The sequence below is a fragment of the Staphylococcus pseudintermedius genome, from assembly GCF_001792775.2.
Taxonomy (GTDB): Bacteria; Bacillota; Bacilli; order Staphylococcales; family Staphylococcaceae; genus Staphylococcus; species Staphylococcus pseudintermedius.
Genome location: NZ_MLGE02000006.1, coordinates 47,737 through 69,293, shown reverse-complemented (window position 1 = coordinate 69,293; position 21,557 = coordinate 47,737). Strand labels below are relative to the sequence as shown.

The 21,557-nt window shown below is 38.4% G+C and carries 22 protein-coding genes; 5 read left to right on the top strand and 17 right to left on the bottom strand.

Annotation, left to right across the window (positions count from 1 at the left end; genetic code table 11):
- Nucleotides 1–156 precede the first annotated feature (156 nt).
- Nucleotides 157–1,281, bottom strand: a complete 1,125-nt coding sequence (locus BJK46_RS06310) for a hypothetical protein (protein WP_103263572.1) — start codon at nt 1,279–1,281, stop codon at nt 157–159.
- 186 nt (nt 1,282–1,467) lie between these two features.
- On the opposite strand from BJK46_RS06310, the gene BJK46_RS06305 reads away from it, so the two are divergent.
- Complete coding sequence (locus BJK46_RS06305; RefSeq protein ID WP_096536053.1) at nt 1,468–1,677, top strand: hypothetical protein; 210 nt, start codon at nt 1,468–1,470, stop codon at nt 1,675–1,677.
- A gap of 81 nt (nt 1,678–1,758) precedes the next feature.
- Here BJK46_RS06305 and BJK46_RS06300 read toward each other — a convergent pair whose 3' ends face one another.
- Both BJK46_RS06300 and BJK46_RS06295 read right to left on the bottom strand, forming a co-directional pair.
- A complete protein-coding gene (locus BJK46_RS06300; RefSeq protein WP_014612974.1) occupies nt 1,759–2,634 on the bottom strand; it encodes an alpha/beta fold hydrolase in 876 nt (291 codons plus the stop codon).
- A gap of 103 nt (nt 2,635–2,737) precedes the next feature.
- Nucleotides 2,738–4,156, bottom strand: coding sequence for a phosphate--AMP phosphotransferase (locus BJK46_RS06295; RefSeq protein WP_041614885.1), 1,419 nt, complete (start codon nt 4,154–4,156; stop codon nt 2,738–2,740).
- Nucleotides 4,157–4,577: 421 nt separating this feature from the next.
- Between BJK46_RS06295 and BJK46_RS06290 the strand changes: the two genes are divergently transcribed.
- Together BJK46_RS06290 and BJK46_RS06285 are read left to right on the top strand one after the other, a co-directional pair.
- Entirely contained in the window at nt 4,578–5,285 is a 708-nt protein-coding gene (locus BJK46_RS06290) for a hypothetical protein (RefSeq protein WP_014612972.1), read from the top strand.
- Between the two features lie 155 nt (nt 5,286–5,440).
- Nucleotides 5,441–5,998: a M23 family metallopeptidase gene (locus tag BJK46_RS06285; RefSeq protein ID WP_096536055.1), complete on the top strand. Its 558-nt coding sequence runs from the start codon at nt 5,441–5,443 to the stop codon at nt 5,996–5,998.
- Nucleotides 5,999–6,307: 309 nt separating this feature from the next.
- Here BJK46_RS06285 and BJK46_RS06280 read toward each other — a convergent pair whose 3' ends face one another.
- On the bottom strand, nt 6,308–7,027 hold the full coding sequence (locus BJK46_RS06280) for a GTP pyrophosphokinase (RefSeq protein ID WP_096536057.1): 720 nt from the start codon (nt 7,025–7,027) through the stop codon (nt 6,308–6,310).
- A gap of 334 nt (nt 7,028–7,361) precedes the next feature.
- Nucleotides 7,362–7,991 carry a nitroreductase family protein gene (locus BJK46_RS06275; RefSeq protein WP_103263573.1) on the bottom strand — a complete coding sequence of 210 codons (630 nt, stop codon included), beginning with the start codon at nt 7,989–7,991 and terminating at the stop codon, nt 7,362–7,364.
- A gap of 141 nt (nt 7,992–8,132) precedes the next feature.
- Here BJK46_RS06275 and BJK46_RS06270 point away from each other — a divergent pair, with 141 nt between their 5' ends.
- Nucleotides 8,133–8,582, top strand: a complete 450-nt coding sequence (locus BJK46_RS06270) for a MarR family winged helix-turn-helix transcriptional regulator (protein ID WP_014612968.1) — start codon at nt 8,133–8,135, stop codon at nt 8,580–8,582.
- 219 nt (nt 8,583–8,801) lie between these two features.
- On the opposite strand, the gene BJK46_RS06265 is transcribed toward BJK46_RS06270, so the two are convergent.
- The 5 genes from BJK46_RS06265 to cidR form a co-directional block, all read right to left on the bottom strand.
- Entirely contained in the window at nt 8,802–9,626 is an 825-nt protein-coding gene (locus BJK46_RS06265; protein WP_103263578.1) for a hypothetical protein, read from the bottom strand.
- A 262-nt stretch (nt 9,627–9,888) separates the two neighbouring features.
- Nucleotides 9,889–10,065, bottom strand: a complete 177-nt coding sequence (locus tag BJK46_RS12175; RefSeq protein WP_014612966.1) for a hypothetical protein — start codon at nt 10,063–10,065, stop codon at nt 9,889–9,891.
- Nucleotides 10,066–10,639: 574 nt separating this feature from the next.
- A complete protein-coding gene (locus BJK46_RS06255; protein WP_014612965.1) occupies nt 10,640–11,326 on the bottom strand; it encodes an LrgB family protein in 687 nt (228 codons plus the stop codon).
- Nucleotides 11,323–11,715, bottom strand: coding sequence for a CidA/LrgA family protein (locus BJK46_RS06250; RefSeq protein ID WP_014612964.1), 393 nt, complete (start codon nt 11,713–11,715; stop codon nt 11,323–11,325). Before BJK46_RS06250 ends, BJK46_RS06255 begins: the two co-directional genes overlap by 4 nt.
- Before the next feature lie 77 nt (nt 11,716–11,792).
- Complete coding sequence (gene cidR, locus BJK46_RS06245) at nt 11,793–12,722, bottom strand: cidABC operon transcriptional activator CidR (protein WP_015729636.1); 930 nt, start codon at nt 12,720–12,722, stop codon at nt 11,793–11,795.
- Nucleotides 12,723–12,879: 157 nt separating this feature from the next.
- On the opposite strand from cidR, the gene BJK46_RS06240 reads away from it, so the two are divergent.
- A complete protein-coding gene (locus BJK46_RS06240; protein WP_041613207.1) occupies nt 12,880–14,109 on the top strand; it encodes an MFS transporter in 1,230 nt (409 codons plus the stop codon).
- Nucleotides 14,110–14,465: 356 nt separating this feature from the next.
- Here the strand turns inward: BJK46_RS06240 and BJK46_RS06230 are convergent, their stop codons facing one another.
- The 7 genes from BJK46_RS06230 to dcd all read right to left on the bottom strand — a co-directional run bounded on the left by BJK46_RS06230 (nt 14,466) and on the right by dcd (nt 21,280).
- Nucleotides 14,466–15,698 (bottom strand): ATP-grasp domain-containing protein, encoded by a 1,233-nt coding sequence (locus tag BJK46_RS06230; protein WP_014612961.1) that lies wholly within the window; start codon nt 15,696–15,698, stop codon nt 14,466–14,468.
- A complete protein-coding gene (locus BJK46_RS06225; protein WP_014612960.1) occupies nt 15,695–16,942 on the bottom strand; it encodes an ATP-grasp domain-containing protein in 1,248 nt (415 codons plus the stop codon). The genes BJK46_RS06230 and BJK46_RS06225 overlap by 4 nt, the downstream gene beginning before the upstream one ends.
- An 18-nt stretch (nt 16,943–16,960) precedes the next feature.
- Nucleotides 16,961–18,646, bottom strand: coding sequence for a hypothetical protein (locus BJK46_RS06220; protein ID WP_103263574.1), 1,686 nt, complete (start codon nt 18,644–18,646; stop codon nt 16,961–16,963).
- Nucleotides 18,646–18,906 carry a ferredoxin gene (locus tag BJK46_RS06215; RefSeq protein ID WP_020219461.1) on the bottom strand — a complete coding sequence of 87 codons (261 nt, stop codon included), beginning with the start codon at nt 18,904–18,906 and terminating at the stop codon, nt 18,646–18,648. The genes BJK46_RS06220 and BJK46_RS06215 overlap by 1 nt, the downstream gene beginning before the upstream one ends.
- A gap of 202 nt (nt 18,907–19,108) precedes the next feature.
- Nucleotides 19,109–19,531 carry a universal stress protein gene (locus BJK46_RS06210; protein ID WP_100006585.1) on the bottom strand — a complete coding sequence of 141 codons (423 nt, stop codon included), beginning with the start codon at nt 19,529–19,531 and terminating at the stop codon, nt 19,109–19,111.
- Nucleotides 19,532–19,831: 300 nt separating this feature from the next.
- Nucleotides 19,832–20,734, bottom strand: a complete 903-nt coding sequence (locus BJK46_RS06205) for a CobW family GTP-binding protein (RefSeq protein WP_070407390.1) — start codon at nt 20,732–20,734, stop codon at nt 19,832–19,834.
- Nucleotides 20,735–21,280 (bottom strand): dCTP deaminase, encoded by a 546-nt coding sequence (dcd, locus tag BJK46_RS06200; RefSeq protein WP_014612955.1) that lies wholly within the window; start codon nt 21,278–21,280, stop codon nt 20,735–20,737.
- Nucleotides 21,281–21,557 lie beyond the last annotated feature (277 nt).

Sequence of the window (21,557 nt, the reverse complement as noted above, 5' to 3'; positions counted from 1 at the left end):
ATTCCAATGCCACAATCCAACGAGACGACGCTAAGGTTAAAAGCGACATAGAAGCGTTGTGGGCGGATTTCTCGGACAATCATATCAACCCTACCTTAACCCCCTTAAACAGTAAGAGACTGGGACATTATGTTTTCCCAGTCTCTTACTACGCTTTTACCTTCTTGTTTGTTGTATCCACGTTCTGACCGCCATAAAATTTTGCCAATCCGACTCACTCATCATCACAATGCCATATTTTTCTAACTGTTGTTGGACTGCCTCACGTATAGACTTATCCATATAATGCATTACCCCGGGATAATAACGGTCATAAAATTGAAAATCGCATTGTTGAACAAGGGCATCCGCTTCTAATGGGATATGTTGGACTAACTTTTCCGCTTGCGCCCTACCACCATATTTCAATAGGTAGAGTGCTAAAAAGTCCAATCGTTCGTCCGTTCCCCAAGCGATTTCTGTCGGTTGCACTTGATTGGCATACGCACCTAATCCGAGACGTCCCCGTTCATTTTCAACATCTATAAGGAGACGTTGTTGTACACCGATATGCGGTTGCGACGTTCTCACCGCACGACACGCCTGTTCAAGCATATGGGGCCAACGTTGACAAGCAATTTTCGTATGCCCCACTGCAGTTAACCCTAGCGAATGAGGCAAGTTCACCATGCCTGCAATCGCCTGTTCAGCCTCCATTTTCGTCATGTTCACTGTCAATGGATTCAACTGCATCCCAGTCACCATATAAGTGGTATTGAAAAAGTCTTTGTACAAAATACTGCCTATCATATAATAATCTGAAATAATCAAAGGAAAATGCGTCTCCATCACATTCGTTTTCACGATGCGACTTTGCCATTCATCAAACATGTCATACATATGTGCAGATTCCCAACCAAAATCGAGTGACACTGCATTCACATCACCTGGCGTCAGTGCAAATGCGGACAAATTATATACATCCCCGTTAAAATTGAGCGTTTTGATATCATGTCGCATTATTGTATTAATATTCCAAAAGAGCATACGCCCTTTACAAATCAGCTTGGCACCCGTGCGTTGTTCAATCTGTCGTTTCGTTCGTTGAGAAACTTTCCACTCCATCTCAATCATGTCATAGTACTGACCACAAAGCGCTGCCAATGCTTCCGCTACCAAATCATCGCGCACTTCGATAGGGTCTGCCATTTCAAATCGAATCGTGCCTTCATGTCTCTCATCATAATAAACAGCTTCAATCCACCCTTGCTGATGTCGAATCGCTTCGAACGTCACTTTCACATCATGCGCCTCCTTTGATTCTTCTTTTCTTTTATCGTAACGTAATGATGTTAATTTGATGTAAAGCGACGTTTGATTGTCGTATGCTCATGCTAAAGTTGGAGAGCGAATTGTTGCTCTAGACGCATACCACATGATTGCGATTCATGTATCCTTAAATTATCATGCGACAAGGAGGTTTCTACAATGCGTGTTCTTTTACGTGCTGCCATTGCGATCGGTGTGATCCTATTTGCAGCACACTATTTTCAAGATAATGACAACTTATCGGCTGTCGAAAATTACAAAAATGATATTGTTCAGTTTTCTTATGTACAAGACTTTTTAAACAGTCAAGCTCTGCAAAAAATAGAGCAGTTGGAATTTGAAGATTTATTGCCTTCTGATTTCTTTTAACTGAATATCAAACTAAAAAAATGCGCATCGACACTTTGTTAGACAAAGCTCAAATGCGCATTTTTGATTTCACCTTACTCATCATTCTGCCAAGAGTTGATTAATGTGATAAGTCATACTGTCTTGTTCTGCGATACTCGAATCATCAAGCACACGTAAAAAGTCTAAATGCCCCACATCCGGATAAATGATTGATTGGACGTCAGCACCTAATGCCTCGAACTTTTCATGGGTAATTTTCGAGTCCTTATTCGGAAAGATCACGTCATCTTCACCGAGTAAAAAGAGCACTTTGGGCATTTCTTTAATTTTATCAATATCTGCCAAATAATCTGCACGTAACGTGTACATTAAATCTGTAATCATCGTTTCCATTGGCGCGAAATATTGAGAAAAGTTAAAGCCTTCTTTCTGTTTTTTAGAAACGCCTTGAGACAATACGAATTCAGGAATACTGTTGATCATTTCATTTCGCTCACCAGGTTTGACGTCTTTCATAATTTCATACAATAATTTAGAAAAACGCAACTCTTTATAATCGATTTTGGCGGCACTATTTAAATAGATTAAATGTTTAATCGGTAGCGTGTTGTATCCCGCAAGTTTTGTCGCAATTAATCCGCCCATCGAATAACCAATCATGGACATTTCTGAAATGTGAGAAGCCTCAACAATAGTGACAAGCGCTTCGTTAATTCGTTTCGCATATTCAGAAAGGTCATAATCTTGGCGTTCAAGACTCGTACTTTTTCCGCGACCAGGACAGTTGATAAAAATCAGTTTGACATCATGAATGTATTTCGCAAAGATCGTCATAATCTTATAATTCATAATCGCACCATGAAGCAGTACAACAGCTTTATCTGTCTCTTGTTTCCCCATGATTGCGACTTCTAATCCTGCATCGTTTGACTGTGATAATTTCATAATATTTGTTTCATAATTAGCTAGTGACATATTTTTTCCTCTATCTCAGTTCTATTCTTTTACGCGTGGGTGATATGCCTCTATATTATAGTAGAAAACCATCACAATAAAAAAGGGCTTGAGTCTGATTTTCTTAATATTGTTGCACACCCCAAAGCTTTTCTTCACATTTTTGAATGATATACTTTAACACTTCAATACGCGCTGTCTTTTTATGATCCGCAGCCACGACAAGCCACGGTGCATCTGCAGTATCTGTTTTTTGAATCATATCATAACTCGCTTCAAGATATTGGTCCCACTTATCACGGTTTCGCCAATCTTCATCCGTAATTTTCCACTGTTTATCTACGTCTATCTCACGCGCTTTAAATCGTTTCAATTGCTCGTCTTTATCTAAAGAAAGGAAGAACTTCAAAATAATTGCGCCATCATCCGTCCACATTTTTTCGAACGCGTTAATTTCATCATAAGCGCGAGACCACTCTTTCTCAGTCGCAAAACCTTCCACACGCTCGACTAACACACGACCATACCAACTGCGGTCAAAAATTCCAATGTGACCACTTTTCGGCATCGTTTGTGCGAAACGCCATAAATAATGATGACTTAACTCAACATCTGTCGGCGCACTCACGGCATTGACTTCATAACCAGTTGGATCGAGCAACTCACGAACACGTTTAATGTTCCCCCCTTTACCAGCTGCATCCATACCTTCATATACGAGCACGAGCGGAATTTTTCGTTCATATAAAGCAAATTGAAGTTCGCGCATTCGTTTTTGTAACGCTGTCAACTTCTCTTTATAGTCCTCTTTCGAAATTTTAGTTTGCTTATTATCAAATAAGTCGGTTTCAAATGTATCAGAAAAACGGCCGTCTCGATGTGTGTCACGTTGTTCATGACGTGAAATGGCTTGTGTCAAACGCTCATGAATATGTGTGTACATTTGAACGAGCGCTTTTTCACGTTCATCGTAATCAATCACTTCCCATGAATCATCCAATAACGGTTGCATGTACTCTAAATAGGTATCCGGTGCAACAACTTGTTCATATTCTTGTGCTTTCCAACTCGTTAATGGGTTCGTCTTCATTTGCGCAATATGTTCTTGGCGCTTGTCTTCATTAATTTGAATGAAAAACTTAATCATTTCATGGTGATCATTGTCTAGCATCGTTTCAAAGTCATCTATTTCAGACTTTAAAATTTGTGGGTTTTTAAACAACGGATATTTGATTTGATGCACTTGATAATCCACATAGTGTGAATACCAACTTCTAAAATAAATATTAATGTGACCTTTTTCAGGTAAAGTTTCCCAAAAGCGCTGTAAAAATGGGTACCTTAAATCATACTCTGATGGTGTTTTCGTCGCGATAAATTTTGTGTACTTTGCATCTAAATTGAGCAACAACTCGTTCGTTAATCTCGTTTTTCCCGAAGCAGGCACCCCTTCAAAAATAATCATCATTGGTATACCGAGTGCATGTGTTTGTCGTGTTAATCTCGCAATTTCTAAACGTAACGTATCCAGTTTTTTCATCATTCTCACCTCGTTACTCTTATTATATATAAGTCGTTTCAAAATGAGCAATGGAATATCTTTTTTACATCATGAATATATTGACAAGCTCTTTTTTTATCCCAAAATCTCCCCTTGTTTCATTACAATTCAACTTTATCTTGTAATATTTGTAATATATGTCGATTTTTATTAATTCATAAAATATTCCTATAACCCTTGCTATAATCACCTTTATCAGCATGAATAGTGATGAACAACTTTTTAACAACATGACATTTATGTTACAAAACAGCAAAATGAAAAACGATTGTAATGTTTTGTTAATTACGCGTAATTTACAAAATGGCGTTTCGTTGGTAGAGTGTGATTGTTGAATTTTTTAATTACGCATACTTTTGAAAATGAATATATAAAACTTACTTTACTGGAGGACTTATTTATTATGAAAAAATCATTACTCTTAACTACTACACTTGCAGCAACAATCGGAACAGCAGGATTAGCAGCAAGCGGACATGATGCAAATGCAGCAGAACAAGGGATTGATCAAGTTAAATTAGCAGCAATGGCGCAACACAACGATCCATCATTAAACCAACACCCAATTGAAGAAGGTTCATACGAATACAACTTCACTTTAGACGGTGTATCATATAACTTTTGGTCAAACGGTGTACAATTCGGTTGGTCATACAATGGTTTTGGTCAAGCAACACAAGACTACTCATCAATTGCACAACCAACACAAATGGCTGACGTAAGTGGACTAGCTTCACAACAATCTTACAGCAATGGTCCATCAACAACGCAACAAGCGACTAGTCAAGCACCAAAACAACAAACAGCACCATCATACACAACACAATCAACATCAACTCGTTCAGTTAAATTAGCTAATGGTAACACTGCTGGTAGCTACGGAACAAGAGCTGCTCAAGAAATGGCTAGCCGTACAGGTGTTTCTGCATCAGTATGGGAAACAATTATTGCACGTGAATCAAACGGTCAATTACATGCTCGTAACGCTTCAGGCGCATCTGGTTTATTCCAAACTATGCCTGGTTGGGGTTCAACAAGCACTTATGAAGGTCAAATTGCTGCAGCTACAAAAGCTTACAATGCACAAGGTTTATCTGCTTGGGGTATGTAATCTTCATATAACATTAAAAGAACTTGAAGTGTGTGACACACTTCAAGTTCTTTTTCTATTGTTTCGCCTCTCTTGACTAACATCTAAATCACTTTTCAGTCAAAATCATTGCATTGATATACAGCGCCTTATACAATAGAAAACAAGGTGAGCTTATGAAGCAATGGTTTTTTCCTCTGCTCTTTTTAAGCATCGTTATTGTGATAGCTGTCACAGTTGTCATGCATTACGATGCAATTCAGCACGAAACATCGAACAGATATCATACCTTATCTGACTCATTTTTCAATCAAGACCGTAAAACACACGGCTTTGGCACGTACAATCGCGATCTATCTTTCAACGGCGACAACCGACATTACGGTAATGATTACCGTTTACCCGAAGATACATCTGTCCTTGCACCTACGAATGGCACTGTAACAAGAACTTTCAAAGACAAACTCGGTGGCAATGTGTTAGAAATCCGCGAAGATAATGGCCAATACTTTCAATGGTTCATGCATTTAAATGAATTCAAAGTGAAAACAGGCGATACGGTAGCTGCCGGTGACGTCATTGCATTGTCCGGAAATACGGGCGAACAAACGACAGGACCTCATCTCCATTTTCAACGAATGCATGGGGGCGTAGGCAATCGTTTCGCTGAAGACCCCGATGACTTTGTCGACCAACTTCCAGATCAACAGCGTAGTCTTTATCGATTGAACTAGATGAGACTGATAAAATAAAAAACAGGTGCTTTAAGGTTATATTCCTTTTAGCACCTGTTTTTTCATGTTTCTTACTTCCCATTCTGTTCAGTGAAAATAAAATATAAGACAAAATCAACAAAATGGCTATAACGTTTCAACTATCATGCCTAGAATGGTAAGAAACTTGATTAAATTTAAATTGACTATTGGAAAAAATTGGGATGTATTCTTGATGTATAGCGTCACATAAGAGTAAGGTCCATCCAGATTATCAAAACCGCGCAAGCCCCTTAGGAAAGGGAAAATGTTTAAAGAAATCTACACATATCAACAGGTCCCTAATTTTTCTCTGTCACGCTGGATACTCAAATGAATTCGTTGCATTTTCTCCTCCACATCACCAATTTCCATTGCGCACGCTTTCAACGTATCACAATACATCTCAGAATCACCACGTTGATTTTTATAATGCAACTTGTGCTCTAAACTCGCCCACATGTCCATTCCAATAGTGCGCAATTGGATTTCTACAGGCGTGTCGTTCATACCATCTGTGAGAAAAATCGGGACAGAAATGACAATATGCAAACTTCTATAGCCATTTTTCTTTGGATTTTCAACATAATCTTTTCGCGTCAATAACTGAATATCGGTTTGTTTCAACAACAATTGTTCGACGGTATAAATGTCGTCAATATAGTTACAAACAACGCGAATACCGGCAATATCCATAATATTTTCTCTTGCGGCTTGTGCTGTCAGCGGATAGCCTTTTCTTTTTAGTTTTTGCAATAAGCTCGGAATCTCTTTGACCCGACGTTCCATATGATGAATCGGATTATGTGCATATTTAATTTGGAAATCTTCGTCCAAAATACGCAACTTTGTACTAATTTCTTCTAAAGCCGCACGATATAAATGTTCTAGTTCAATCAATGCGACAATTTCTTCAATACTACTAATGTCCTTCAAATCACGGTTCATATATTTAGCGATTTCTTGTCTTAAACTTTCTTCATTAAAAGGTGTGTTTTTATCTACGAACATTTCTTTCACCTCAACATAACTATATTTAAAATCAAGGTCCTAAATGCTATGTTATCTTTCATCATCATATCAGGTTCAATAGTCCTTTACTACTTTTCCTTAAAGCTGCAGTGAAATTTAAAAATGTGATAAAAACTTGTCCTTGAAGCAATGAATTTTTAGATAAAATCACGTTTTTTTATGATTTGAAGGTGCTTAAGTCGTTGTGCGTTCGACTAAAAACTTTGTGTCTTTCGTGTAGCATGCATCATGTTTGTCACTTTAGATGAAGCGTTGCAAAAAAATACAGTTGAATGGACATCACTCAACTGTATCTCTTAAAGTATGTTTATTTTTAACGATATTGTACAATTCTTTCAACATCTAAGCGTGATGTTGGACGACCTTCTTCAGCTGCTTTACCGATAGCGATGATCATGACTGGTACATAACGTTCAGGGTTTAAACCAAGGTCTGCTGCAATGTCTTCACGGTTAAAGCCACCGATTGGATTTGTTTCATAACCATGTTCACGTGCAACGAGCATGAACTGCATTGCCGCTAAACTACTATCGACTTTAACAACGTCATTCATAGATTGTTGATCTAGCCCTTCATACATTGCGACAAATTTGCCTACTAAATCGTCCTTGACTTCTTGAGGCATATACCCTTTTTCAACGGCTGCCCCGTAGATTTCTTCAGCATGTTCATAATTCAACATATCACCAAAAATGACAACCATCGCTGCTGAAGTATCATTTTGACGGCTATTGAATTGTACGAGTGGACGTAATGTATCTTTACCTTCTGGAGTATCCACAACAACAAAACGCCAAGGTTGCATGTTAATTGATGACGGTGCTAATGTTGCCTTTCTAATCATTTCATTCATTTCTTCACGTGGAATCTTTACTTCTGTATCGAATAACTTAACAGAGCGACGGCCTGTAAGGATTGTTTGAAAATCTTGTTCGTGTGTCATAATAGTCACCTTTCCTTTTATAATGTAAACATTTCATTAAATAAAGTGCGATTCAATTATATTTTATACATAGTTTTGAATCAAGAAAAAAGTATGTATAATAGTAGTAACTATTGTTTAAAAGTATTGGGGGTCTACAACATGACAAAACATCCGAAAGCGCTACATGACGAATTATGTTTTTTATTTTATGTTGCATCGAAGGAAGTTATCAAAAAATATACTGCTTGTTTAAAAGAATATGAACTCACTTACACAGGTTATATTACACTCATTTCAATTGGGGATGATGAGGTTGTCAATATCAAACGACTCGGTGATCGCATATATTTAAATTCCGGCACTTTGACACCACTGACTAAAAAATTAGTGGCTCAGGGCTTGATCAAAAAAGTACGAAAGCCTGAAGATGAACGTAACTTGAACATTTCACTTACTGATAAAGGACGCAAACTGAAGCAACAACTCGCACATTTAAATGAAGAGGTACATGCGTCATTATCAATGGAAGGGACGGATATGACAGAATTAGTCGGAATCTTACAACGATTTCTTGAAAACAACTTTCCTTCGCACCCTGTAACAGTTTAATTTTACAGCTGTATAGCCATAGTGTTAACGACGGGGCAATGCGCTACAGATATAAATATCGCTACCTCCCCAGTATCATTGCAGTTATTCCTTTTAGCGCTATTATTCATAATAGCACCATCTTCATTTACAATCGGACCACTGGAGTAGAATCATGACCATCACATTTCTACTCCTCCGATATCGTTATAGCCTAACACGCCCCGTTATTCCTTTCCTTTACTTAAATTGATGCCAATATTGACGGAATAAATAAGAGACAAATCGATGCATTGGTGCTTGTGTCACGCGATACACACCCCAAGGTAATCGCGGAACAAAGTCATGCAATGCAATTAAGCATGTCGTTGTATCACCCTCTAAACGTCGAAACTCCATACGTGCTGTATGTCCACTTTGTTGTGCAAGCCATCCTCCTGTAATATTCAAAATCACGCGCTGTGTTAAGTCACTGCTCGAATGATGACGCATTTGGATAAGTGGTATTTTAAATGGCATGAGCACAATTGTAAACTGTTGTCCATCATAAATACCATTCACAAGTCGCCCATTCAACGTTTTTAAAAATCGACCGTACATGGCAGTGACCGCTTCCATTGATACACTTTGTGGAATATCTAACACCTGAATCGAACGTACTGTTTGTCGCTCCTCACTCCATTGATAAAGGACGCGGCGATTCGGAAACCATTTCGTTGTTTTCAAAGCATGATGAATCACTTCAATTTGAAAAGCCTCCATCATTTGTTTAAGCACAGGCTGCAATTGCGATTGCCAAACGATACATTGCTGAATATTCGCCTGCTTCATCGCATAACCTAAATTGTCATACATTAATCGTTGCAATTGTATTGGCTGACTTTGCGTGAGCCTCGTATTTGAAAATACTGGGTTTCCAATCACGACAACAAGTGCAATATCTTCTAATGCAGAGACAACATTCGACAAATCAAACAAGTCAATCTCTCGTGTTTGTGCAACAGTCGTTTGTCTCATCGTCGGCGGTGTTTGGATAAAAACATCATGTCCTTCAGCAACCAACATGGCTACATAATTATGGGTATAGGGGTGACCATCAGTAATCACTAAAATATTCACTATGTCTTTCACTCTCTCATCTGTTTCATTTTTTAGTATTATACCACTTCTCCACTTTCATACACTGAATTATAGTAGATTCTCACCAAAATTTAACAAATGATTCATGTCCGCTGCTACATCAAAAAAGACAAAAGTTAAAAAACTGCCCATGCAATTTCTCACTTTTGTCTTTCATTTCTATTATCAACATGTATACAATACATGTTTAATTTTGACTGAAAATAAACATCATCATGATCGTCAATGTTGTCAACACTGCACCGATGATAACCCATGTATTGGGATTGATTTTGCCCTTTTGTCCCGTCTGACGAAATGCACGAATTGCCGTAATCCAAGCAATGACGGTCAGCACTGCCAAAATAATTACTATAATATACACCGCTAGCTCCTCCCGTGTTCAATCATGAATAACTTCATATTATCATAAAAATGATTACAGAAAAATATAAAGTGTGGATGTCACAAAAACATCGAATCCTAAAAGTTTTGGTATACATGCCTAACGGTACTCTCTCATTTTTATGTATTCCATTTGAGATTATAAATTGGGTTGAAAGGTCTATAAATAAGACAGAAATTGGGAAAACTTAATATCCTAGTTCCCATATGATCCATACACCATCTGTTATGGAAAATAGGTTTATTCATTAAAAATAACATGAGTGATTACTGACGCAGCCAACATATGATTGAGTGCTAGTAAAAAATAGGAAATGGAGAGTATCTATAGTGTTTGTATCTCCTATCTTTACGATATCAAGCTTGAATACCACACAACTACCTTTTCTATTGTTTTTAATGCCATGACTGTAATACTTGGAATGTAATATGAATAAAGAAAGAATGTCTATGATTGGTAATTCTTTAAGGTTAATTTTAGGGAATATCAAATCTTTCAACCTCAAAAAAACCACCATGGCATATATAGGGGTTGGCCATGATGGTTTTGAATATTAATAGAACAACATCAATAGTATTGGAAGCATCACAGAACTCATGACGGCTGATAATATCATACCAATCGAACTAAATGCACCTGACTCTAAATCCATTTCGAATGCGCGTGCGGTTCCAAATGCATGAGAAGCATTACCAAATGTCATGCCGCGTGCGATAGAAGATTGGAAGTTCGTCATACGTACAAGGGATGCGCCTATCATACTTCCTAACAAGCCCGTTGCGATGATAAAGAGAATCGTAACTGTATCCTCGCCACCGAGCTGATGTGACACTTGAATACCGACCGCTGCTGTAATCGAACGGGGGAGGAGTGTCACAATATCTTCGCGTCCATAGCCGAGTAATTTTAAAGAAAAATAAATTAGGGAGAAATTTAAAATTACCGCTGTGAATACACTGACGAAGATTGTTTTAAAATACTTTACAATCTTATGCCGGTTTAAATACAGTGGAAAAGCGAGACACACGACTGTGGAACTCAATAGTTGATTGATCCATTGCCCTCCCACCATATAACTGTGATAGTCGATATTAAAAAGTAATAATATCGCAATAACGCCAAGAGATGTCACTAAAGCGGGGTTGAGTATTGGTGAATTAAACTTATGATATATTTTTTTGGACAATATAAACATCACGACCGTTAATACAATCATCGCAATGCCTTGCAAGATCATCACGATGGATTTTGTCCTTTCCGGAAGATACGGCCTGTCACCATTTTTTCTGCCACTAAACCAGAACTATATGCCACGAGCACCGTACCAACAGCAACTAATGTAAAAAATATAATGAAGTTTAAGTTTAATTCTGAGACGACATCCATTAACCCTATCACAGAGGGAACGAAGAAAAACACCATCGTCGCCAGTAGAAAATTAGCACCTTCTTTAATCCATTCTACTTTAACAATTTTAAATTGAAGTAAAATGAAAAATAAAAGTAACCCAATAATACTACCAGCTAGGGGGATGTTGAAAAACTGCTGTATTTGATTACCTAACATCGTAATCCCATAAATGATGCATAATTGCGTTACAGTTTTCAATAGCTGTTTCACTTTTGCCATTTCAATCATCCTTTCTTCGTTCGAATGATTCTATTGTAACGGGTAATCAACCATTATAAAAATATTGGTTTTTCATGTTAATCATTACTTTTATCTATGGAATGGTTTTCAGGCACTGTCGTTAACGGTAATTGAATGTTGAGATAGTCTAAAAATGTTTGTGTCGCATGGTTTAAATAGACATCTTTCCGCCAAATGACTCCCATCGTCCAATCAACTGTACTGTCATCAATCGACAACACACGAATTTCTGGATTGCGACTAATAATACGCACAATGTTATCTGGCAAAATACTGATGCCCATTTTGGCTGTAATCAAATGTTCGATAAATTGCCACTGTGAGATTTTAGAAACGATATGTGGCACGAAACCAGCTTGTCGAGTGAGCGCGATAATTTTGTCGTTGATATAAAAGTCTTCATTAAACATAATAAAATCTTCATCTTTTAAATCTTTGAACGTCACATTTTCCTTTTGCGCAAGTGGATGCGTGTGATGCATGACGACTTGAAATTCACCTTTGTACAATGGAAATGAATCAAAAAGCTTACTATCTACAGGTAACGATGTCAGCCCGAGATGAATATCATTGTTCCGCACTTGGTTTTCAATCGTCTTCCCACCATTTTCATCTAAATTAAATACGACATTGGGATACTGTTGATGAAACTGACCGAGCACTTGGACGAGGCGTTCCATATCCATCAATGCAGAAATGCCAATCGAAATATATCCTTTCTCCAACCCCAGCAGACTACTGATTTCATTCGGCAAACTTTCGTATAACTTTAAAATTTCAACCGCTTTATGGTAAAACACTTCCCCCACATCTGTCAGCAACAATTGGCGACGTGTGCGATCAAACAACGGCTCACCGATTTCAGACTCTAACTCTTTAATCGCCTTACTAATCGTCGGTTGCGCAATATATAACGTCTCGGCTGCACGCGTCATCCCACCTTGACGGACAATCTCTATAAAATACTTCATCTGTTTAATATCCAATTGTCCTCCTCCCTTCTTTCTCTTTATTATAGCGTAATGCTTCTTATAAATTGTAGCGTGCATGGCGCTCTCATACAAATTTTGACACACTTACATTTTAAGGGTAATATAATACTAATTTTACATATTTTTTATCTTATACAATGGAGATATGCTTATGACATTACCTAAAAATGTGAAGTTGCGTTTACTCATGTTGTTTATCCAAAATGCCTCTGTGAATGCCGTTTTTCCGTTTATGGCATTATTACTTACACACTATCTAGGCGGTAAAAAAGCTGGAATGATGCTTATTATTGGGATTTTATTAAAGTTTAGCGGTTCGATTATCGGGGGTTATTTGAGCGACCATTTACCACTCAAGAAGAATGTCATCGCTTGTTTGACGTTAATGAGCGCATTCCTTTTCTTAGGTATGGGAGCCGTATTAGCGCAGTTAGAGGGGGTGCAGTCCTTTCAATTATTATTTGTTGTTTTCTTGGCCTGTTATCTTCTCAATGAACTTTTGACTGCCTTAGCCAAGCCGATGTACAACGCTTTAGCTTTAGATAGTATTGACGAGACACACCGACAACGCTATGCCCGCTTCAAATATTGGATTTCGAACACTTCCACTGCGCTCGGTATGCTGATGGGGGGATTATTTTACGGCTCGTTCAAAGTGAGTTTATTTGTGTTAATTTATATTTGTTTAACTGTGAATGTGTTGATTCTCTATTTTGGTGTACAAGAAACACGACGCACAATCAGCCATCCATCAGCACGTCGCTTTGTGGCAATATTTCAACGTTATCAAGTAGCATATCGGAATCGTCCTTTCGTCTTATTACTCATCAGTAGTATGCTCATATTAAGTGCGGAAATGTCGCTCTCATCCTATGTTGCAGTGCGTTTAGAACATCAATTCAAAACGATTCAGTTGTATGACTTCCCGATTGATGGCGTCCGTATGTTTTCAATCCTATTATTAATCAACACGATAACGATTATTAGTTTAAGTTTTGCAATTTTACATTATTTCAAACGCTTCAAAGTCGCGACCATTTTAAATATCGGCTTCCTCTTTTTCGCGGGAGGCTATACGGTCGTCATGAGTAATAACCACGCACTCGTCCTCGTTATCTTTATGTTGATGGCCACGATTGGTGAAATTTTGTTCACGCCAACTGTGGAAGCAGAAAAAATACGTTTTATCCCTGCCGACACACGCGGTGCCCATTCCGCATTGGATAGTTGGGTGCCAATTGGTGCAGAACTCATATCACGGCTATTTTTAATTATTGGTACCGTACTCACGCCGCTGATGATGTCAGGTTTAGTTTTAGCAACAGTCATAACAGGTTTTCTATTATTACTGTCAACTGTCAAACGATACGAGGCAGTTTAAAAAAGCATAGTTAAAAGGATTGAGACATAGCGTATTAAGTCTCAATCCTTTCACATATATTTGGCGCTGATTAATGATTTTAAAATAGTCAAAAAATGAGGATGAATGGCATTAAAAATTTCAACTACATCCCTTTTCGTGTGATTTGTCGACTGATAAATACGGCTATTAGTAAGTCATGTACAATGCACAGTCCTTTAAAAATAAATGAACTAAATGAAACGAAAAAGGCGGTTAATTCAATTTCTAGTATTAAAATCATTAGAAACACTGCGAGCGAGATTTACTATGATTTTGGCACCGTGTGCTGACGTTCGTTCATCCGGTCTCCCTTTTTCAACTGATGTGTCTGCATATCATACGTTATCATTGTATGTTGTTGCTTGCAATGATTTCCACTGTACTTCTTGCTGATACCATGTGATGACTTGATCAATTCGCGCAATCAATGTCGCCTCATCTTCTCCTTCGACCACAACTGACATGATATGATCCACACTCAATTGCGCTGCTCCAAATGGTTGGCCTGGTGTTGCTTTAAGAGATTGAAAAAGTACCCAATCTTCCTCTAACGGATGTTGTATCCCTTGAAATGTCGCATTTTGAGGGGGCAACAAGATGAACCCGCCATACCGCTGAATTTGTATGTGCGCCTCGACCTCTTCTGCACGTCCTGTTTGTAAGTAAAGACTCATTTGATTGAGCTGCATCCCAATAGCATGTTCTAGCGTACGACCGATTTCACCACCCCCTGTACGACTCGCAATTTCACAAAAATAGATGTCGTTCGTCGGCGTCACGAAAAATTCTGCATGAAATGATCCGCTCGGCAAGGTCGGTAATGCCGCAACGACTTGCTCCACTTGCTGTTGTAGCGCTTGACTGAGTGGATTATCTGCCTTCAACATATAACTCGCTAGTGGCTGATGGTCTTTAAAGGCTAAACATCCATTGTAATAGTGCGACACATAGGCACACTTCACTTCTGCATTATGAACAAGTCCATCGACATGATACATCTCCCCATCAATAAACTGTTCAATTTCATATCTTCCGATGTCGGGATGCGCCTGTAAAAACGTGTCAATATCCTGTTGTGCACGTGCAATCACAACATCCGACGAACCTGATCCATCTATCGGTTTAAGTACGACAGGGTAGCCATATTTTCCTACAAATCGTTGTATATTCGCGCTGTCTATCGCTTTATCAAAGTGTGGTGTTTTCACTGATGTGCTTTGTAACAACTGTTTCATGAGCACTTTATCCCGATACGCTTCTGCACTGATTAACGACTGACCTTCTATTTTCAACAACGCTCTAATTTTGGCTGCTCTTATCACGTCAAATTCCGAAATCGATAGGACGTGGCTAATGTCATATTGTTGACTTAATTCGAGCGCACGCATTTCAATGTCGGGATTTACCATATAATGTTCAAATGCTTCAATTCGCAAATAATCTTCGTCTGCATAACTGTTTTTTTTCTCAACCGGACAAAATAGAATCATTTGCTCTGCTGTATCCGGAAACCATTCATTATACGGTGTTTTAGCATGGTCCGTACTTGATAACATCAGTATTGTCATTCCACAATCACCTCAATCACTTCATGAATCCAATCAATTTTTTGCTGCACCGCTTCAGTCGACTCAGCTTCAAAAACGATATTGAGTACAAAACAACTCGAAAAGTGTTCAGGAGGTAAAATCACCGAATCTCCATAATTTTTCAAAGACACAACATAGTGCACACCTGGTATTTCAACTAAGCGGTCAAGCCCTTGAACCCCTTTAAATATCCCAGCTTGCTCGGCCATGACGCTATAAAAACACATTTTCTTTGACGTTTGATCAAAAGTAGGCCAATTTTCAGTCACATCGTTACCGACTGCAACATCTAATATTTTTTCAATGTATGAATGGCCAGATGCACCTGGAATTAAATGTGACGCAATGAAGCCCCCTCCTGGTCTGGCCGCTGATTCAATCACTTTAAAACCGTCTTTTGTCACTCTACCTTCTAGATGAAAAGCACAATGATCAATGCCTAAACTTTGAATAGCTTGCGTCGCTTTCGTCTTAATTTCTTGTTGTAAGGCCGCATTTTTATCAGATGGGAAAATCGCAATGTACTCCAGTGAATATTCAGGTGTGACCGCTTTGTCCGTAATCCCTGCAATACGTACTTCTCCATTTTGCACGACACCTTCAACCGATACTTCTTCACCGACAAGATACCCTTCATAAATATAATCATTCGGATAATAATGATACACTTTGTCACGTTCTGGTGATGTCGCATGGCGTAATGTTTCGTACACATATTCAATACATTCTTCACTTTCAATTTTAAAAATGCCTTTACTTCCAGAAGCGCCCACCGGCTTCAATATCCCAGGCGTTCCAATACGCGCAACAGCATGACGTAAATCTACTTCACTACGCACATTTTCATAGTCGGGCGAAATGTCAGGGACTTGGTCAAACGCCATACGCATTAAATATTTATTGCGAGCATTTTTAACATGCGAGACTGGAATGCCCGGTAATTGCAGACGGTCATTTAATTGTGCAACGAGCTCTACATCTTTATCAGACCATGTCAATATCCCGCTTAAATGGTGCTGTTGATGATACGCGATCACCGCTTCAACGACTGCTGTTTCGTCATACGTATCGATTTCAATCACTTCATCTAGACCACTGTCAATCAGTTGTGGATCATGATCTGTCATCAATACGACACGATACCCTTGTCTTTTTGCCTCAATGACCGGTGCGATTCGCTCGACTTTATGACTTCTCAAATTAATAAATAGTAATGTTTTCACGCACTTCACGCTCCTATGTTAAACCTCTATAAATTGCTGTTGATACCATTTACGATCATATGCTGCCATATCAAGTTGACTCTGATGTTCACGACAATAATCAAACCACGCTTGATAAAGTGCACCGACAACCCTTCTGTAATAAAGCGCTTTCATTAAGTCTATTTCAGAATACACTACGCCAGATGTTTTCATCAACCGTAAATCGTAATAGGCGTTTAACGTATACGGTGGACATTGAATCGCCCCAGGACAACGAATGGCATGTTTTACATTTGCAAATACATGCCCTTTATGATGCTGATTGCTCCATTCGGTAATGTCACTCATCACTGGCGGAAAATAGTAATGTCGCTGAATACGATGGCGCTCATACAAAAAATTTCCCGGCGTATAATGCCAACTATTGTATTCCATTCGTTTACTAATTGCTGTCAAAATACCTACCAATATCTGACTTTGATTGCGAAAAGCTTGTTTCATCGCTTCACTCGGTATCGCACAGCAAAAATACATTTGTTGTTTCCATTCAAAAATTGTTTCTAGCTGATGATGTTTTAATGCATCGTAATACATCCATGGATATCTAAACCCTCGCGTCATACCAACATCTGAATGCGTCGCCCGTATCGCATAACCCACCATTTTTTCGAGTAAAGTTTGAATTGTGGTCATATCCGGATGTTGCGCAATATCGTTTAAAAATGCGTCATAATACGTCTGTTCTGAAGCCATCCCTAAAATTTGCGCTAATTCATTCTCCATCGCTTCATCACGATACAGTCCCACTTCTTGTTGATTTAAAAACTGTTCTTGCTTATGCAAATTGAGACCATTAATTTTTCGATAAATGACATAGTTTTCGGCAACTTTTTCACGTAATTGACAAATCAACCGTGATTTCGCTAAAAGAGATTTTGGTACAGGTTTGGACGGTGTATCAGTCATTTCTTGATAAACCGCTAACTTTTCTTCTAAATAGTCGGATAAATAATGCAGTGAAAAATGAACACCATTCACCTCTTCTCCTCTGGCAGGCGGACCAGATTGCAACAATGTGTAGAGGTTAAAAATAAAAATGCGTTCATCTTTCGTCCACGTGTCCTTATTTTTCTCAGCCAACTCATCCAATAAAAAGTGCGTCGTATCCCCTTCTAAACTTTTCAATAAATTGTTGTAATGATAAAATGTCGTATACGTATGGCTATTGTAATAGAGGAGCACCGGTGCCATAAAATCGACTTTTTCTTTAATCGCATCAATCACTTCTATAACCTCTTGCGGTTCGAGGCGCCGAAAAAATGGAACAACTTCTGATTGATAGCGCAACATTTCCTCCGTATGCAAACGTGTCGTCAATTGTTGAATTTCAGTCATTGCTTCTGTCGTCAATGTGACATAACCCCAAATTTGCGTATAGTCATCATTAAAACTTGGTCCTAGATGAAGACGACCATAGGCTGACATTCCAAAACTGATGACTTGCTCTGAATCTGACGGTTTTTCATCAGTAAACAGACAAGTGCCATGCGCCAAATGTTGATATATCGCCCACTGTTCAAAATTCAAACTTTGTCGTGCAATCTCAAGTGGAATCTTACCATCCAATGTCAACATCGTGTCAATCACTGCTAACGGTTGCTCAAGCTGTGTCACCTTTGCATGCGTTTCTTCCAACAACTGTTCAAACCCTTTTTGCTTCATTACAATTCCTTCTCTCTGTCTAATATAATGGGTAATGAAAAAGGCTGCTGCCCCACTGTGATTGCTGACGTGGGACAATTTTCAACTGCATCATCTAAATTTCCTAAGTCACATTCGGGTATTTGCGCCGTGCCACTATTACAATCTAAGCACATGTACGCTATCCCTTGCGCATCATATCGAAACAATCGGGGCGCCGCAGCACCACAAGCTGAACAAGCAATACACATGTCTCTGTCTACATACGCATAATAGCTCATCAACTCCCTCCCTTCACCACTTTAATACAAAACAAAAACAATATAATATATCACTTCTATTATTTTTATATTATATCCACAAAGTAATTTTGAGTCAATGTAGCATGTCTTCTCATCCCATAAATCCTAAAAACCCCTTCAAGCAACGAATGGCTGAAGGGGTTAAAGTTATAATAATATAATTTGTTGAAGCTATTTATTATTATTTCACGATGAGCACAGGGATGTTCACATGCTTTGCAATTTTATGTGTCACGTGACCGAGTACATGTTTAATATCCATTTCTGAACGTTTATTACTCATCACGACAATATCATAATGTTCATTTCCAACTTCATTGACGATTTCTTTTGTCGGTGAGCCTGTCGCAAATTTCACTTTGTAAGATAAGCCAACATCTTCAATCGTTTTCAAGAATGGCTTCATTTCTTTTTTCTTTTCTTCTACCACTTCTTCAAAATGTTTACCTTGATAGCGAACATAATTCGCTAATTCTGTCTCTGAAATGACATTAAAAACGACAATTTCGTATGGTGCATCATTGCCTGTTAGCTTTTTTAATTGTTCAGGGACATTTTTAAAGCTGTTGCCAAAATCATATGGAACGAGAATATTGCTAAACATATCTAATCCCTCCTCATTTTTGGTGTCTCCTTTATTCTCATGTCGACATGACTATATCGGAGACGGCTTTCTCATCACCTTTATTTTAGCACTATGATAACGCTTTCTCAAGGCGCCCTACTTTGTTAATGGTGCACATGCATAAAATTATTTTTTACACAAACACGCTACTCTCGGTATCTTCGACATGCATTTCAACTTCTAGAAAGTGCATCCCTCTACAATGTCCCCTCTGTAACATGAAAAATGATTCTACACTAAAAAAGACACTTCTCAAAAAAATTGAAGTGTCTAAAAAATTTATGATGAAAATTCTATAATATCTAGTGTTTCAGTAATCTCAACATCATTTAAATCGTGCCCTACCACGACCAAATAAGGTGACATTTCAATTGGACACTGTTTCAACTCTAAATGTCCGGGCGTATATTGTACGACATAGGGTGTTTCACAACCTTTAAAATAGACAAAGCCCTTAACTCTAAAGACATCTTTTAACCCTTTTAATCCTTCAATTAACGCACTTTGTTGGATGGGCGATTGAAATTCATACAACATATGTGACAAATGCCCGTGATGATGGACGGATGAACGTTCACTCATATCATATTTCGACGCATGTTGAATCTCTTGTAATGTAATTTCACCGTAACGTGTAAGTATGTACGGTATATCAGGATAGCGTTGTTGTATAGTTTGGACAACGGCTAACAACTGGTCACTTTCTAGCAAATCAATTTTATTAATAATCAAATGACTACAGTAACGAATTTGTTCATCCATTAACGTTTGAATCGTTTCTGGTAAAGTATCTCGACTTTCATAGGCTGCCGCATCGACAATACCTAACACACTCAAATCTTGAATGAATGGCGCAAGAACAGGCGTCATGCATGCATCAAACACTTCAACTGGATGTGCGGCACCACTGCATTCGATAAAGACAATGTCAGGTTGATGTGTTAAATACAATTCGTGGAGTTGTTGTGAGACATTCGCTTTCAAATCACAGCAAATACAACCATTCGTCAACACTTCCATTTTCACATCTTCAGTCACGAGCTGTGCATCGACATTTTTAGCCCCAAAGTCATTCATCATCACAGCTGGTTTTAACTCTTGATCAATCGCATCTTGTATTAAAAAGTTCAGTGTAGACGTTTTACCGCCACCTAAGAAGCCCGCTAATATGACGATATCCATCTAATCTCCTCCATCTTTCATCCAATCACGAAATAACCGGCTTCCCGTTGTGGTATGTTGGCCTTGATATTTCCCTTGATATTTTGTTTCTGGTACCGTTTTTGTTTCAGCTAATACGATTTGGCAAATACGTTGGCCTTGTTCAATTTCTAACGGAAAGTCGTTGGCATTGTAAAGTTCCAATGTAATTTTACCTTCAAAACCTGGATCGACCCAACCTGCATTTTGTATGAAAAGTCCTGCTCGACCGACTGAACTCCGCCCTTCAATAAACCCAGTTAATTGTTGGGGTAACGTGATATATTCTTCTGTCGTAGCTAAAATAAAAGCGTGCGCAGGTATCACCACTCGAGGTTGTTCAATCGTCTCATACGCAATCGGATCACTCATCCGTTGCACCCCTGTTTCGGGTGGTATCGGTTTTAAAAAGTGCGATCCTAATGTTAAATCAACAGATGCTGGCTCAATATGTGCTTCTACTAATGGTTCAATATTCAATAATTGACGTTCGAGATACGCCTTAATATCACTATCTGACAAAATCATACGATGCACCTCAGTTTCTTAAATATAAATCATCATTTTTACGTAGCGTGATGTTTTCATAATTTATCATGTCCAGAAGATTCGGACAAGATTTTTTTGAATATTTTTCATTTTATTTTCGAGTAATGTTATCAAAATACAATAAATAAGCAATGTTATATAATCGTAAAAATCTTTTGACAACGCAACCAGATGAGATGTTCATACCCGTTGCGCATATTTCATAAACGCACGATGAAACAATACGAAAAAGCCTGCTCGAGTGTCATGACGATAC

What these genes read in the sequence shown, in the direction of transcription:
- BJK46_RS06205 (WP_070407390.1), bottom strand. Translation starts at nt 20,734, where the DNA reads ATGGATATCGTCATATTAGCGGGCTTCTTAGGTGGCGGTAAAACGTCT.
- BJK46_RS06285 (WP_096536055.1), top strand. Translation starts at nt 5,441, where the DNA reads ATGAAGCAATGGTTTTTTCCTCTGCTCTTTTTAAGCATCGTTATTGTG.
- BJK46_RS06230 (WP_014612961.1), bottom strand. Translation starts at nt 15,698, where the DNA reads ATGACAATACTGATGTTATCAAGTACGGACCATGCTAAAACACCGTAT.
- BJK46_RS06265 (WP_103263578.1), bottom strand. Translation starts at nt 9,626, where the DNA reads ATGTTGGTTGCTGAAGGACATGATGTTTTTATCCAAACACCGCCGACG.
- BJK46_RS06220 (WP_103263574.1), bottom strand. Translation starts at nt 18,646, where the DNA reads ATGAAGCAAAAAGGGTTTGAACAGTTGTTGGAAGAAACGCATGCAAAG.
- BJK46_RS06215 (WP_020219461.1), bottom strand. Translation starts at nt 18,906, where the DNA reads ATGAGCTATTATGCGTATGTAGACAGAGACATGTGTATTGCTTGTTCA.
- BJK46_RS06290 (WP_014612972.1), top strand. Translation starts at nt 4,578, where the DNA reads ATGAAAAAATCATTACTCTTAACTACTACACTTGCAGCAACAATCGGA.
- BJK46_RS06250 (WP_014612964.1), bottom strand. Translation starts at nt 11,715, where the DNA reads ATGGCAAAAGTGAAACAGCTATTGAAAACTGTAACGCAATTATGCATC.
- dcd (WP_014612955.1), bottom strand. Translation starts at nt 21,280, where the DNA reads ATGATTTTGTCAGATAGTGATATTAAGGCGTATCTCGAACGTCAATTA.
- BJK46_RS06210 (WP_100006585.1), bottom strand. Translation starts at nt 19,531, where the DNA reads ATGTTTAGCAATATTCTCGTTCCATATGATTTTGGCAACAGCTTTAAA.
- BJK46_RS06275 (WP_103263573.1), bottom strand. Translation starts at nt 7,991, where the DNA reads ATGACACACGAACAAGATTTTCAAACAATCCTTACAGGCCGTCGCTCT.
- BJK46_RS06280 (WP_096536057.1), bottom strand. Translation starts at nt 7,027, where the DNA reads ATGTTCGTAGATAAAAACACACCTTTTAATGAAGAAAGTTTAAGACAA.
- BJK46_RS06300 (WP_014612974.1), bottom strand. Translation starts at nt 2,634, where the DNA reads ATGTCACTAGCTAATTATGAAACAAATATTATGAAATTATCACAGTCA.
- BJK46_RS06305 (WP_096536053.1), top strand. Translation starts at nt 1,468, where the DNA reads ATGCGTGTTCTTTTACGTGCTGCCATTGCGATCGGTGTGATCCTATTT.
- BJK46_RS06270 (WP_014612968.1), top strand. Translation starts at nt 8,133, where the DNA reads ATGACAAAACATCCGAAAGCGCTACATGACGAATTATGTTTTTTATTT.
- BJK46_RS06295 (WP_041614885.1), bottom strand. Translation starts at nt 4,156, where the DNA reads ATGATGAAAAAACTGGATACGTTACGTTTAGAAATTGCGAGATTAACA.
- BJK46_RS06240 (WP_041613207.1), top strand. Translation starts at nt 12,880, where the DNA reads ATGACATTACCTAAAAATGTGAAGTTGCGTTTACTCATGTTGTTTATC.